At 70.0% G+C, this 11,935-nt stretch carries 13 protein-coding genes; all 13 read left to right on the forward strand.

The features are described from left to right. Window positions 1–133: 133 nt before the first annotated feature. From HHX37_RS03865 to nuoK, 13 genes are read left to right on the forward strand one after another with little or no spacing between them, the layout of a single operon-like run. Window positions 134–1,405 carry a geranylgeranyl reductase family protein gene (locus HHX37_RS03865; RefSeq protein ID WP_182872881.1) on the forward strand — a complete coding sequence of 424 codons (1,272 nt, stop codon included), beginning with the start codon at window positions 134–136 and terminating at the stop codon, window positions 1,403–1,405. Continuing rightward, window positions 1,402–1,563, forward strand: a complete 162-nt coding sequence (locus HHX37_RS03870) for a hypothetical protein (RefSeq protein WP_165900563.1) — start codon at window positions 1,402–1,404, stop codon at window positions 1,561–1,563. The genes HHX37_RS03865 and HHX37_RS03870 overlap by 4 nt, the downstream gene beginning before the upstream one ends. Window positions 1,564–1,565: 2 nt before the next feature. Further along, window positions 1,566–1,925: an NADH-quinone oxidoreductase subunit A gene (locus HHX37_RS03875; RefSeq protein WP_111699579.1), complete on the forward strand. Its 360-nt coding sequence runs from the start codon at window positions 1,566–1,568 to the stop codon at window positions 1,923–1,925. A 2-nt stretch (window positions 1,926–1,927) separates the two neighbouring features. After that, entirely contained in the window at window positions 1,928–2,479 is a 552-nt protein-coding gene (locus tag HHX37_RS03880; protein WP_111699578.1) for a NuoB/complex I 20 kDa subunit family protein, read from the forward strand. Then, a complete protein-coding gene (locus tag HHX37_RS03885) occupies window positions 2,476–3,141 on the forward strand; it encodes an NADH-quinone oxidoreductase subunit C (RefSeq protein WP_182884498.1) in 666 nt (221 codons plus the stop codon). Before HHX37_RS03880 ends, HHX37_RS03885 begins: the two co-directional genes overlap by 4 nt. Window positions 3,142–3,184: 43 nt before the next feature. Continuing rightward, complete coding sequence (locus HHX37_RS03890; RefSeq protein ID WP_111699576.1) at window positions 3,185–4,501, forward strand: NADH-quinone oxidoreductase subunit D; 1,317 nt, start codon at window positions 3,185–3,187, stop codon at window positions 4,499–4,501. Further along, on the forward strand, window positions 4,498–5,169 hold the full coding sequence (nuoE, locus tag HHX37_RS03895) for an NADH-quinone oxidoreductase subunit NuoE (protein WP_182884499.1): 672 nt from the start codon (window positions 4,498–4,500) through the stop codon (window positions 5,167–5,169). Before HHX37_RS03890 ends, nuoE begins: the two co-directional genes overlap by 4 nt. Further along, window positions 5,166–6,452, forward strand: coding sequence for an NADH-quinone oxidoreductase subunit NuoF (gene nuoF, locus HHX37_RS03900; protein ID WP_111699574.1), 1,287 nt, complete (start codon window positions 5,166–5,168; stop codon window positions 6,450–6,452). Before nuoE ends, nuoF begins: the two co-directional genes overlap by 4 nt. Further along, the gene (locus HHX37_RS03905; protein ID WP_182884500.1) at window positions 6,449–8,845 is read left to right on the forward strand and encodes an NADH-quinone oxidoreductase subunit G; all 2,397 of its coding nucleotides are present in this window, start codon (window positions 6,449–6,451) and stop codon (window positions 8,843–8,845) included. The genes nuoF and HHX37_RS03905 overlap by 4 nt, the downstream gene beginning before the upstream one ends. Beyond that, entirely contained in the window at window positions 8,842–10,200 is a 1,359-nt protein-coding gene (nuoH, locus tag HHX37_RS03910; protein ID WP_182883182.1) for an NADH-quinone oxidoreductase subunit NuoH, read from the forward strand. Before HHX37_RS03905 ends, nuoH begins: the two co-directional genes overlap by 4 nt. Continuing rightward, window positions 10,187–10,702 carry an NADH-quinone oxidoreductase subunit NuoI gene (gene nuoI, locus HHX37_RS03915; RefSeq protein ID WP_111700538.1) on the forward strand — a complete coding sequence of 172 codons (516 nt, stop codon included), beginning with the start codon at window positions 10,187–10,189 and terminating at the stop codon, window positions 10,700–10,702. The genes nuoH and nuoI overlap by 14 nt, the downstream gene beginning before the upstream one ends. Continuing rightward, window positions 10,695–11,633 carry an NADH-quinone oxidoreductase subunit J gene (locus HHX37_RS03920; protein WP_182883181.1) on the forward strand — a complete coding sequence of 313 codons (939 nt, stop codon included), beginning with the start codon at window positions 10,695–10,697 and terminating at the stop codon, window positions 11,631–11,633. The genes nuoI and HHX37_RS03920 overlap by 8 nt, the downstream gene beginning before the upstream one ends. Then, window positions 11,630–11,926: an NADH-quinone oxidoreductase subunit NuoK gene (gene nuoK / locus HHX37_RS03925; protein ID WP_030506864.1), complete on the forward strand. Its 297-nt coding sequence runs from the start codon at window positions 11,630–11,632 to the stop codon at window positions 11,924–11,926. Before HHX37_RS03920 ends, nuoK begins: the two co-directional genes overlap by 4 nt. Window positions 11,927–11,935 lie beyond the last annotated feature (9 nt).

Consider the following 11,935-nt stretch of genomic DNA (forward strand, 5'->3'; position numbering starts at 1 on the left):
TTGCCCACACCCCTCTGACATCCCGCCGCGAGTAGGGGTTAGACTGCGGCGCGACAGTTTGTGAAGTTGTTCACAAAGGCACGAAGGTCTAACCAGTTTCGAGGCCTTCCTTCCCTGGAACGGACAGGACCCCGTGAGCGAGCAAGCCCGCGCAACGCGGAGAGAGGTCGACGCCGACGTCATCGTCGTCGGTGCGGGTCCCGCGGGTTCGACGGCGGCCTTCCACCTCGCCCGCGCCGGCCTCCAGGTGCTGCTGCTGGAGAAGACGCGCTTCCCCCGGGAGAAGGTCTGCGGCGACGGGCTGACCCCGCGGGCGGTGAAGGAACTCGTCGCGATGGGCGTCGACGTCGACGCCCCCGGCTGGGTGCGGAACAAGGGGCTGCGCGTCTACGGCGGCGGCGTGCGGCTCGAACTCGACTGGCCGGAGCTGTCGAGCTACCCCGGCTTCGGCCTCGTGCGCACCCGCGCGGACTTCGACCAGATCCTCGCCCGGCACGCGGAGGGCGCGGGCGTGCGGCTGCGCGAGGGCGTGAACGTTACAGGCCCGCTGCTGGACGAGCGCAGCGGCCACGTGATCGGTGTGACGGCCAGAGCGGACGGCGAGGAGGTCGTCTACCGCTCCCGCCTGGTGGTCGCGGCCGACGGCAACTCGACCCGGCTGTCGATCGCGATGGGCCTGCACAAGCGCGAGGACCGTCCGATGGGCGTGGCCGTGCGCACCTACTACACCAGCCCCCGCCACGACGACGACTACCTGGAGACGTGGCTCGAACTGTGGGACGGCGACCGGCTGCTCCCCGGCTACGGCTGGATCTTCCCCATGGGCGACGGCACCGCCAACGTCGGCCTCGGCCTGCTGAACACCAGCGACGCGTTCAAGAGCATCGACTACCGCGACCTGCTGCGGCGCTGGATGCAGAACACGCCGCCGGAGTGGGGCTTCACCGACGAGAACATGACGGGCCCGATCCGGGGGGCCGCGCTGCCGATGGGATTCAACCGGCAGCCGCACTACACCCGCGGCCTGGTCCTCATCGGGGACGCCGGCGGCTCGATCAACCCGTTCAACGGCGAGGGCATCGCGTACGCCATGGAGACCGGCCGGACGGCCGCCGAAGTGATCGCGCAGGCACTGGCCCGGCCGACGCCCGCCCAGCGTGAGCGCGTATTACTCGCGTACCCGCGTATCCTCAAAGACGCCTATGGCGGATACTTCACTCTCGGCCGCCTGTTCGTCGAGGCGATCGGGAGGCCGGGGGTGATGAGCTTCGCCACCCGGCACGGGATGCCCCATCCCACCCTGATGAGATTCGCGTTCAAGCTTCTCGCTAATCTCACAGACCGGCGGGGCGACGTCTCCGACCGCATAATCAACGCCCTGTCGAAGGTGGCTCCGCCCTCATGACCGAGGCCCGTATGACCGAGAGTCGCATGAACATGACCCGCATGACCGAGATGACGCGCACGGCGTCGCCGACGGCCGCGCGGGCCGCCGGCCGGCCCGCCGCGCCTTCCGGCATTCTCGTGATCAGTCAATTTCACCGAGTAAGCGAGGACATGTAGCCATGGAGCTGTATGTGCCGATTCTGGTGCTCGCGGTCCTCGCGGCGGGGTTCGCCGTGTTCTCCGTGGGCATCGCCCCGTTCACCGGGCCGAAGCGCTGGAACCGCGCGAAGCTGGACGCCTACGAGTGCGGCATCGAGCCGACGCCGCAGCCCGTCGGCGGTGGCCGCTTCCCGCTGAAGTACATGATCACCGCGATGCTGTTCATCGTGTTCGACATCGAGATCATCTTCCTCTATCCGTGGGCGGTGGCCTTCGACAGACTCGGCGTGTTCGGGCTGGTCGAGATGGTGCTGTTCATCGTCACCGTCCTCGTGGCGTACGCGTACGTGTGGCGCCGCCGCGGCCTCGATTGGGATTAGCCATGGGTCTTGAAGAGAAACTCCCGAGCGGGTTCGCCCTCACCACCGTCGAGCAGGTGGCCGGCTGGGCCCGGAAGAACTCCGTCTGGCCGGCGACCTTCGGTCTCGCGTGCTGCGCCATCGAACTGATGGCCACCGGCGGCCCGAAGCACGACCTGGCCCGCTTCGGCATGGAGCGCGCCTCCGCCTCCCCGCGGCAGGCCGACCTCATGATCGTGGCCGGCCGGCTGTCGCAGAAGATGGCGCCCGTCCTCCGCCAGATCTACGACCAGATGGCCGAGCCCAAGTGGGTCATCGCCATGGGCGTCTGCGCGTCGAGCGGCGGCATGTTCAACAACTACGCCATCGTGCAGGGTGTGGACCACGTGGTGCCGGTCGACATCTACCTGCCCGGCTGCCCGCCGCGGCCGGAGATGCTGATCGACGCCATCGTGAAGCTGCACGACAAGATCCAGAACATGAAGTTCGGCGCGCACCGCGAGAAGCAGGTCGAGGAGCTGGAGCTCCAGGCGCTGCGGACGCTGCCGCTCATCGACCAGGGGGCCGGGAAGTGACGACCGAGAACCTGCCCGGCCTGCCCGAGGAGCCGATCGCCCATACGGGCATGTTCGGCTCCAGGGACACCGGCGACACCTCCGGCTACAACCGCCTGGTCGTCCGCCGCCCGCCCAAGCTGGTCAGCAGCCGGCCGTACGGGTCGTACTTCGACGACGTGGCCGACGCGCTGGAGCCGGCGTTCGCCGACGCGATCGAGCGGGTGGTCGTCGACCGCGGCGAGGTCACCTTCCACGTGCGGCGCGAGCGGCTGACCGAGGTGATGAAGCACCTGCGCGACGACCCCGCCCTGCGGTTCGAGCTGTCGCTCGGCGTCTCGGGCGTCCACTACCCGGAGGAGACCGGCGCCGAGCTGCGCGCCGTCTACCACCTGTGCTCCATCACGCACAACCGGCGCGTCCGGGTGGAGGTCTCCTGCCCCGACGCCGACCCGCACATCCCCTCCACGGTTCAGGTCTACCCCACGCACGACTGGCATGAGCGCGAGACGTACGACTTCTTCGGGATCGTCTTCGACGGCCACCCGGCGCTGACCCGGATCGAGATGCCGGACGACTGGGAGGGGCACCCGCAGCGCAAGGACTACCCGCTCGGCGGCATCCCGGTCGAGTACCGCGGCGCCGAGGTCCCCGCGCCGGACCGGAGGAGGTCGTACTCGTGAGCGTCGACCCGCACCAGGCAACGAGGGCAGCGAGGAGAGCGTCGTGAGCACCACCGAGACCGAGGGCCGGATCTACGACGTCGCCGGCCAGGACTGGGACGAGCTGGTCAAGACCGTCAGCGAGTCGGCCGACGAGCGCCTCGTCGTCAACATGGGCCCGCAGCACCCGTCGACCCACGGCGTGCTCCGGCTCGTGCTGACCCTCGACGGCGAGACCGTGACCGAGGCCCGCACGGTGATCGGCTATCTGCACACCGGCATCGAGAAGAACATGGAGTTCCGGACGTGGACCCAGGGGGTCACGTTCGTCACCCGCATGGACTACCTCGCGCCGATCTTCAACGAGACGGCGTACTGCCTGGGCGTCGAGAAGCTTCTCGGCATCACCGACCGGATCCCGGACCGGGCGCAGGCCATCCGGGTCCTGACGATGGAGCTCACCCGGATCTCCTCGCACCTCGTCGCGATCGCGACGTTCGGCATGGAGCTGGGCGCGACGACGCCGATGCTGTTCGGCTTCCGCGAGCGCGAGATGGTGCTCGACCTGATGGAGTACATCACCGGCCTGCGGATGAACATGGCGTACGTCCGGCCGGGCGGCGTCAGCGTCGACCTGCCGGCCGGCGCGGTCGACAAGATCGGTGAGTTCCTCAAGGTCATGCCGGGGCGGCTCAAGGAGATGCGCAAGCTCCTCGACGCGAACCCGGTCTACACCCGGCGCACCAAGGACGTGGCCTACCTCGACCTGACCGGCTGCATGGCGCTGGGCATCACCGGCCCCATGCTGCGGGCCGCCGGCCTGCCGTGGGACCTGCGCAAGTCGCAGCCCTACTGCGGCTACGAGACGTACGAGTTCGCGGTGCCGACGCAGACCACCTGCGACGTGTACGGCCGCTACCTCGTCCGGATGGACGAGATGGAGGAGTCCCTCAAGATCATCGAGCAGGCGCTCGACCGCCTGTCCGGCCCGCTCAAGGGCGGCCCGGTGATGATCGAGGACAAGAAGATCGGCTGGCCGGCGCAGCTCGCGCTCGGCCCCGACGGACTCGGCAACTCGCCCGACCACATCGCGCACATCATGGGCGGCTCGATGGAGGCCCTGATCCACCACTTCAAGCTGGTGACCGAGGGCTTCCGGGTGCCCGCCGGGCAGGTGTACTCCTCGGTCGAGTCGCCGCGCGGCGAACTCGGCGCGCACGTGGTCAGCGACGGCGGCACCCGGCCCTACCGGGTGCACTTCCGCGACCCGTCGTTCACGAACCTGCAGGCGGTGCCCGCGACGTGCGAGGGCGGCATGGTCGCCGACGTCATCTCCGCGGTCGCCTCGATCGACCCGGTCATGGGAGGTGTGGACCGATGACTTACGCGCCTGAGGTCCGCGAGCGTCTGGAGACGGACGCCAAGGAAATCATCGGCCGCTACCCCCGGCCGCGTTCGGCGCTGCTGCCGCTGCTGCACCTGGTGCAGTCGGTGGACGGCTACGTCTCCGACGACGGGCAGGAGTTCTGCGCCGAGATGCTGGGCCTGTCCAAGGCCGAGGTCGTGGGCGTGGCGACCTTCTACACGATGTACAAGCGCAGGCCGGCCGGCGACTACAACGTCGGCGTCTGCATCAACACGCTGTGCGCGGTCATGGGCGGCGACCAGATCTGGGCAGAGCTCAGCGAGCACGTGGGCGTCGGCCACGACGAGACCACCCCGGACGGCAAGATCACGCTGGAGCGGCTGGAGTGCAACGCCGCCTGCGACTTCGCCCCGGTCATGATGGTCAACTGGGAGTTCTTCGACAACCAGACCCCGGAGTCGGCCAAGCAGCTCGCCGACGACCTGCGCGCCGGCAAGGGGGTCGCGCCCACGCGCGGCCCGGGCCGCCTGTGCACGTTCCGGGAGGCCTCCCGGGTCCTCGCCGGGTTCCCCGACGGCCTGGCCGCCGACGGACCGTCGGCCGCCGGTCCCTCCCTTGAGGGTCTGAAGATCGCCAGGGCCAACGGCTGGGAGGCCCCCAAGGCCGAGGGGAGCGAGAAGTGACAACGCTTACGCCCGTCCTTACCGACAACTGGGACGTGGCCGGCTCGTTCACCCTCGACGGGTACGGCGAGTACGAGGCCGCGAAGAAGGCCCTGGGCATGGACCCGGACGCCGTCATCCAGGCGGTGAAGGACTCCGGCCTGCGCGGCCGCGGCGGCGCGGGCTTCCCCACCGGCATGAAGTGGGGCTTCATCCCGCAGGGCGACGGCAAGGCCCACTACCTCGTCGTCAACGCCGACGAGTCGGAGCCGGGGACCTGCAAGGACATCCCGCTCATGATGGCCAACCCGCACTCGCTGGTCGAGGGCGTCATCATCTCGTCGTACGCGATCCGGGCGAACCACGCGTTCATCTACATCCGCGGCGAGGTGCTCCACGTCATCCGCCGGGTGCAGGCCGCGGTCCGCGAGGCGTACGAGAAGGGCTACCTCGGGACGGACATCTTCGGCTCGGGCTACGACCTGGACCTCGTCGTGCACAGCGGCGCCGGGGCGTACATCTGCGGCGAGGAGACGGCGCTGCTCGACTCGCTGGAGGGCTACCGCGGCCAGCCCCGGCTCAAGCCGCCGTTCCCGGCGGTCGCCGGTCTGTACGCCTCCCCGACGGTGGTCAACAACGTCGAGTCGATCGCGAGCGTGCCGAGCATCATCGCCAACGGCGCCGACTGGTTCGCCGGGATGGGCACCGAGAAGTCCAAGGGCTTCGGCATCTTCTCGCTGTCGGGCCACGTGACCCGGCCGGGCCAGTACGAGGCCCCGCTGGGCATCACGCTGCGCGAACTGCTCGACATGGCGGGCGGCATCCGCGAGGGCCACGAGCTGAAGTTCTGGACGCCGGGGGGCTCCTCGACGCCGATCTTCACGGCCGAGCACCTCGACGTGCCGCTCGACTTCGAGTCGGTCGGCGCCAAGGGCTCGATGCTGGGCACCCGCGCCCTGCAGATCTTCGACGAGACCACCTGCGTGGTCCGGGCGGTCCTGCGCTGGACGGAGTTCTACGCGCACGAGTCCTGCGGCAAGTGCACCCCGTGCCGCGAGGGCACCTACTGGCTCAAGCAGGTGCTCAAGCGGCTGGAGAAGGGCCAGGGCTCGGAGGAGGACCTGGCGACCATCACCGACATCGCCGACAACATCCTCGGGCGTTCCTTCTGCGCGCTCGGCGACGGCGCGACGAGCCCGATCCACTCGTCGGTGAAGCACTTCCGCGACGAATACCTCAAGCACTTCGAGATCGGCGGCTGCCCGTTCGATCCCGCCGCTTCCACGGTGTGGGGGTCCAAGTGACAGTTCAGACGACGCAGCCGGAACAGCCGGTCGTGGACATGGTCAGCCTGACCATCGACGGCTTCCAGGTCAGCGTCCCCAAGGGCACGCTGATCATCCGGGCCGCGGAGCTGCTGGGGATCCAGATCCCCCGGTTCTGCGACCACCCGCTGCTCTCGCCCGCGGCCAACTGCCGCCAGTGTCTCGTCGACATCCCCGACGCGGGCAACGGCCGTGGCTTCCCCAAGCCGCAGCCGTCCTGTGCGATCGAGGTCGCCGAGGGCATGGTGGTCAAGACGCAGCTCACCTCGCCGGTGGCCGAGAAGGCACAGCGCGGCGTGATGGAGATGCTGCTGCTGAACCACCCGCTCGACTGCCCGGTCTGCGACAAGGGCGGCGAGTGCCCCCTGCAGAACCAGGCGATGTCGAACGGCCAGGGTGAGAGCCGGTTCGTCGAGCAGAAGCGCACGTTCGACAAGCCGGTCCCGCTGTCCACCGAGGTGCTGCTCGACCGCGAGCGCTGCGTCCAGTGCGCGCGGTGCATCCGCTTCTCCGACCAGATCGCGGGCGACCCGCTCATCGACTTCTTCGACCGCGGGGCCAAGGAGCAGGTGGGCGTCGCCGACGGCGAGCCCTTCGAGTCCTACTTCTCGGGCAACACGATCCAGATCTGCCCGGTGGGCGCGCTGACCGGCGCGGCCTACCGGTTCCGCTCCCGCCCGTTCGACCTGGTCTCCACGCCAAGCGCGTGCGAGCACTGCGCGTCGGGCTGCTCGCTGCGCACCGACCACCGCCGGGGCAAGGTCACCCGCCGCCTCGCGGGGGACGACCCGCAGGTCAACGAGGAGTGGAACTGCGACAAGGGCCGCTGGGCGTTCACCTACGCCACCGCGCCCGACCGGCTGCGCTCGCCGCTGGTGCGCGACGAGAGCGGCAAGCTCGTCCCGACCTCCTGGCCGGACGCGCTGGCCACGGCCGCCGAGGGCCTCGCGCGCGCTCGGGGCAGGGCCGGGGTGCTGGTCGGCGGGCGGCTCACGGTCGAGGACGCCTACGCCTACAGCAAGTTCGCCCGGATCGCCCTCGGCACCAACGACATCGACTTCCGGGCCCGGCCGCACTCCGAGGAGGAGGCACGGTTCCTCGCCCACGCCGTCGCCGGCAAGGGCATCGAGGTCTCCTACGCCGACCTGGAGACGGCCCCGGCCGTGCTCCTCGCCGGGTTCGAGCCCGAGGAGGAGTCGCCGATCGTCTTCCTGCGCCTGCGCAAGGCGGCGCGCAAGCGGGGCCTGAAGGTCCACGCGATCGCGCCGTTCGCCACGCCGGGCCTGGCCAAGATGAACGGCTCGCTGATCCGGACGCTGCCCGGCGCGGAGGCCGAGGCGCTCGGCGACCTCGTCTCCGGCGACCTGCTGCCGCCCGGCACGATCATCCTCGCCGGTGAGCGGCTCGCCGCCGCCCCCGGCGCCCTGTCGGCGCTCGTACGGCTCACGCTCGCCACCGGCGCCCGGCTCGCCTGGGTGCCGCGGCGGGCGGGGGAGCGCGGCGCGCTGGAGGCGGGCGCCCTGCCCGGCCTGCTGCCGATCGGCCGCCCGGCCGCCGACGAGACCGCCCGCGCGGAGGTCGCCAGGGCGTGGGGCGTCGCCTCGCTGCCCGAGGCGCCCGGCCGCGACACCGCGGGCATCGTCGAGGCCGCGCTGAACGACGAGGTCGACGCGCTGGTCGTGGCGGGCGTGGACCCCTACGACCTGCCCGACCCCGCGAGGGCCCTGGCCGCGCTGGAGAACACCCCGTTCATCGTCAGCCTGGAGATCCGCGCCAGCGCGGTCACCGACCGGGCCGACGTGGTCCTGCCGGTCGCCGCGGTGGCCGAGAAGTCCGGCACGTTCGTCGACTGGGAGGGCAGGGGCCGCTCCTTCGGCGTGGCGACCGCCGTACCGGGCCTGATGAGCGACCTGCGGGCGATCGGCTCGATCGCCGACCTGATGGACGTGCACCTCGGCCTGCCCGACGACGCCGCCGCGCGGCGCGAGATGGCCACGCTCGGCGCCTGGAAGGGCCCGCGCCCGGCCGCGCCCGCGGTCGCCGGCCTCGTGGTCGCGGAGCCGCAGGCGGGCGAGGCGGTGCTGGCCACCTGGCACCTGCTGCTCGACGACGGCCGGATGCAGGACGGCGAGCCGTACCTGGCGGGGACCGCCCGCTCGACGGCGGCGCTGCTGTCGGAGGCCACCGCCGCCGAGATCGGCGCGGTGGACGGCGGCAAGATCACCATCGGTGACGGCGTCGTCCTGCCGGTGCGCGTCGCGGACCTGCCCGACCGTGTCGTGTGGGTGCCGTCCAACTCCGCCGGCCTGTCGGTCACGCGCGACCTGCGCGCGGTCGCCGGAGACGTCGTCAAGATCGGGAGCGTCTCGTGAACAACCCCGGACCCACGCTGAGCGACTTCGGCCACGATCCTCTGTGGATCACGATCATCAAGGCCGTCGCGATCTTCGTGTTCCTGATGCTGGGCGTGCTGATGGGCGTGTGGACCGAGCGCAAGCTCATCTCGCGCATGCAGCACCGCTACGGCCCCAACCGGGCGGGTAAGTTCGGCCTGCTGCAGACGGTGGCCGACGGCCTGAAGATGGGCCTGAAGGAAGACCTCATGCCACGCACCGTGGACAAGGTGATCTACTTCCTGGCCCCGGTCATCATCGCCGTCCCGGCCTTCCTGGCCTTCTCCGTGGTGCCGTTCGGGCCGATGGTCTGGATGTTCGGCCACCGGACGCCGCTGCAGCTCACCGACCTGCCGGTCGCGGTCCTGCTGGTGCTGGCCACCGCCTCGATCGGCGTGTACGGCATCGTGCTCGCCGGGTGGGGCTCCCGCTCGCCGTACGCGATCCTCGGCGGCCTGCGCTCCAGCGCCCAGGTCGTGTCGTACGAGATCGCGATGGGCCTGTCGTTCGTCGCGGTGTTCCTGAACGCGGGCACGCTGTCCACGTCGGAGATCGTGGCCAAGCAGGCGGGCGGCGGCACCTGGGACATCCTCGGGCTGCACATCCCGACGCCGTCCTGGTACGTGTTCTCGCTGATCCCGTCGTTCCTGATCTACGCGGTCTGCATGCTCGGCGAGACCAACCGCGTGCCGTTCGACCTCCCCGAGGGCGAGGGCGAACTGGTCGGCGGCTTCCACACCGAATACTCCTCGTCGCTGAAGTTCGCGATGTTCATGCTCGCCGAGTACGTGAACGTGTTCACGGTCTCGGCCATGGCGATCACGCTGTTCTTCGGCGGCTGGCGGGCCCCGTGGCCGATCTCCCTGTGGGACGGCGCGAACACCGGCTGGTGGCCCATGCTCTGGTTCTTCGCCAAGCTGGTCATCGCGTTCGGGTTCTTCGTCTGGGTCCGTGCCTCGCTGCCACGCGTTCGCTATGACCAGCTCATGGCCTTCGGGTGGAAGGTGCTTATCCCGCTCAACCTGGTCTGGATCCTGCTGGCCGCCACCTTCAAGGCGCTGCGCCTGCCGGAGACCGACCGGATGGGCATCATGGCCTTCGGCGCGGTGGTGATCATCGTCGCGTTCGTGGTCTGGCTGCGGTTCGACACGGTGAACCAGCGCCGCAGGGAGGCCAGGGCCGCCCAGGTCGAGGAGGAGTTCGAGCAACTGCGCGAGGAGCCGGCGGCGGGCGGGTTCCCGGTGCCGGCGCTCGACCTCCCGCACTACCACGGCGCCGTGCCCGCCGCGCGTGTCCCTACCGACGCCAAGGAGGTGACCAGTGGGAGCAACTGATTGGCTGAATCCGATCAAGGGATTCGGCGTCACCTTCCACCACATGTTCAAGAAGCCGGTGACGGTCAACTATCCCGAGGAGAAGCGGCCCACCGCGCCGCGTTTCCACGGGCGGCACCAGCTGAACCGGTGGCCCGACGGCCTGGAGAAGTGCGTCGGCTGCGAGCTGTGCGCCTGGGCCTGCCCGGCGGACGCCATCTACGTCGAGGGCGGCGACAACACCGACGAGGAGCGGTTCTCGCCCGGTGAGCGGTACGGCCGCGTCTACCAGATCAACTACCTGCGCTGCATCCTCTGCGGGCTCTGCATCGAGGCGTGTCCCACCCGGGCGCTCACGATGACGAACGAGTACGAGCTCGCCGACTCCAGCCGCGAGTCGCTGATCTTCACCAAGGAGATGCTCCTCGCGCCGCTCGGACCGGGCATGGAGCAGCCGCCCCACCCGATGCGCCTCGGCGAGACCGAGGAGGACTACTACCGGTTGGGTCGAAGCAATGGGTGAGTCCATCACGTTCTGGGTGCTCGCGGTCGTCTCGGTGATCGCCGCACTCGGACTCGTCTTCAGCCGAAGGGCCGTCTACTCGGCCCTGATGCTCGGCGTCGTCATGCTCTCGCTGGCGGTGCTGTACGCCGTCCAGGACGCTCCGTTCCTGGCGGCCGTGCAGATCATCGTCTACACCGGCGCGGTCATGATGCTGTTCCTGTTCGTGCTCATGCTCGTGGGCGTGGACTCCTCCGACTCCCTGGTGGAGACGATCAAGGGGCAGCGCTTCTGGGCCGTCGTGGGCGGGCTGGGCTTCGCCGTCCTCCTCGCGCTCGGCATCGGGAACGCGGTGGTCGGCTCGCCGAAGGGCCTCACCGCGGCCACCGAGGGGGGCAACGTGTCCTCCCTGGCTCAGCTGATCTTCACGCGTCACGTGTTCGCCTTCGAGGTGACCTCGGCGCTGCTGATCACCGCTGCCCTGGGCGCGATGGTGCTGGCGCACCGGGAGCGCACCGAGGCCAAGCCGACCCAGCGGGACCTGTCCCGGCAGCGCTTCGCCGCCTTCGGCCGTACCGGCAAGAACCCGGCGCCGCTGCCCGGCCCCGGCACCTACGCCCGGCACAACGCCATCGACATGCCGGCGCTGCTGCCCGACGGGACCATCTCGCCGCTGTCGGTCAACCGCTACATCGCCCGGTACGAGGAGTCCAAGGGCATCCTGCCCCCGGAGGTCGCCGACGTGCTGGAGCAGGAGGAGGCCGCGCAGCGGGCCGCCGCCCAGGCCAACGGGCACGGCGGGCACAGCACGCCGACGGTGGCCGAGGAGGCCAGGGACGGCGGTCCCGACACCGAGCCGTTGCCCGAGGGCACCGAGCAGGACACCGTCGTGGCCGGTCGCGTGGTCCGTCCCCGCGGCGAGTCCGCGGTCACCGAGGAGGACGGCAAGTGACCACCCACTATCTGGTGCTCTCCGCGCTGCTGTTCGCCATCGGCGGCGTCGGCGTGCTCGTACGGCGCAACGCCATCGTGGTGTTCATGTGCGTCGAGCTCATGCTCAACGCCTGCAACCTGGCGTTCGTCACCTTCGCCCGGCAGAACGGCAACCTCGACGGCCAGCTCATCGCGTTCTTCGTGATGATCGTGGCCGCCGCCGAGGTGGTCATCGGCCTGGCCATCATCGTGACGATCTTCCGAACCCGCAGGTCCGCGTCGGTCGACGACGTCAGCCTGCTGAAGTACTAAGAGGTGGCC

Source organism: Microbispora sp. H10885, from assembly GCF_014161415.1.
Lineage (GTDB): Bacteria > Actinomycetota > Actinomycetes > Streptosporangiales > Streptosporangiaceae > Microbispora > Microbispora triticiradicis.

Excerpts from the sequence above, each read along its gene's own strand:
- HHX37_RS03880 (WP_111699578.1), top strand. The coding sequence starts at position 1,928 with ATGGGTCTTGAAGAGAAACTCCCGAGCGGGTTCGCCCTCACCACCGTC.
- nuoE (WP_182884499.1), top strand. The coding sequence starts at position 4,498 with ATGACTTACGCGCCTGAGGTCCGCGAGCGTCTGGAGACGGACGCCAAG.
- HHX37_RS03920 (WP_182883181.1), top strand. The coding sequence starts at position 10,695 with ATGGGTGAGTCCATCACGTTCTGGGTGCTCGCGGTCGTCTCGGTGATC.
- HHX37_RS03870 (WP_165900563.1), top strand. The coding sequence starts at position 1,402 with ATGACCGAGGCCCGTATGACCGAGAGTCGCATGAACATGACCCGCATG.
- HHX37_RS03875 (WP_111699579.1), top strand. The coding sequence starts at position 1,566 with ATGGAGCTGTATGTGCCGATTCTGGTGCTCGCGGTCCTCGCGGCGGGG.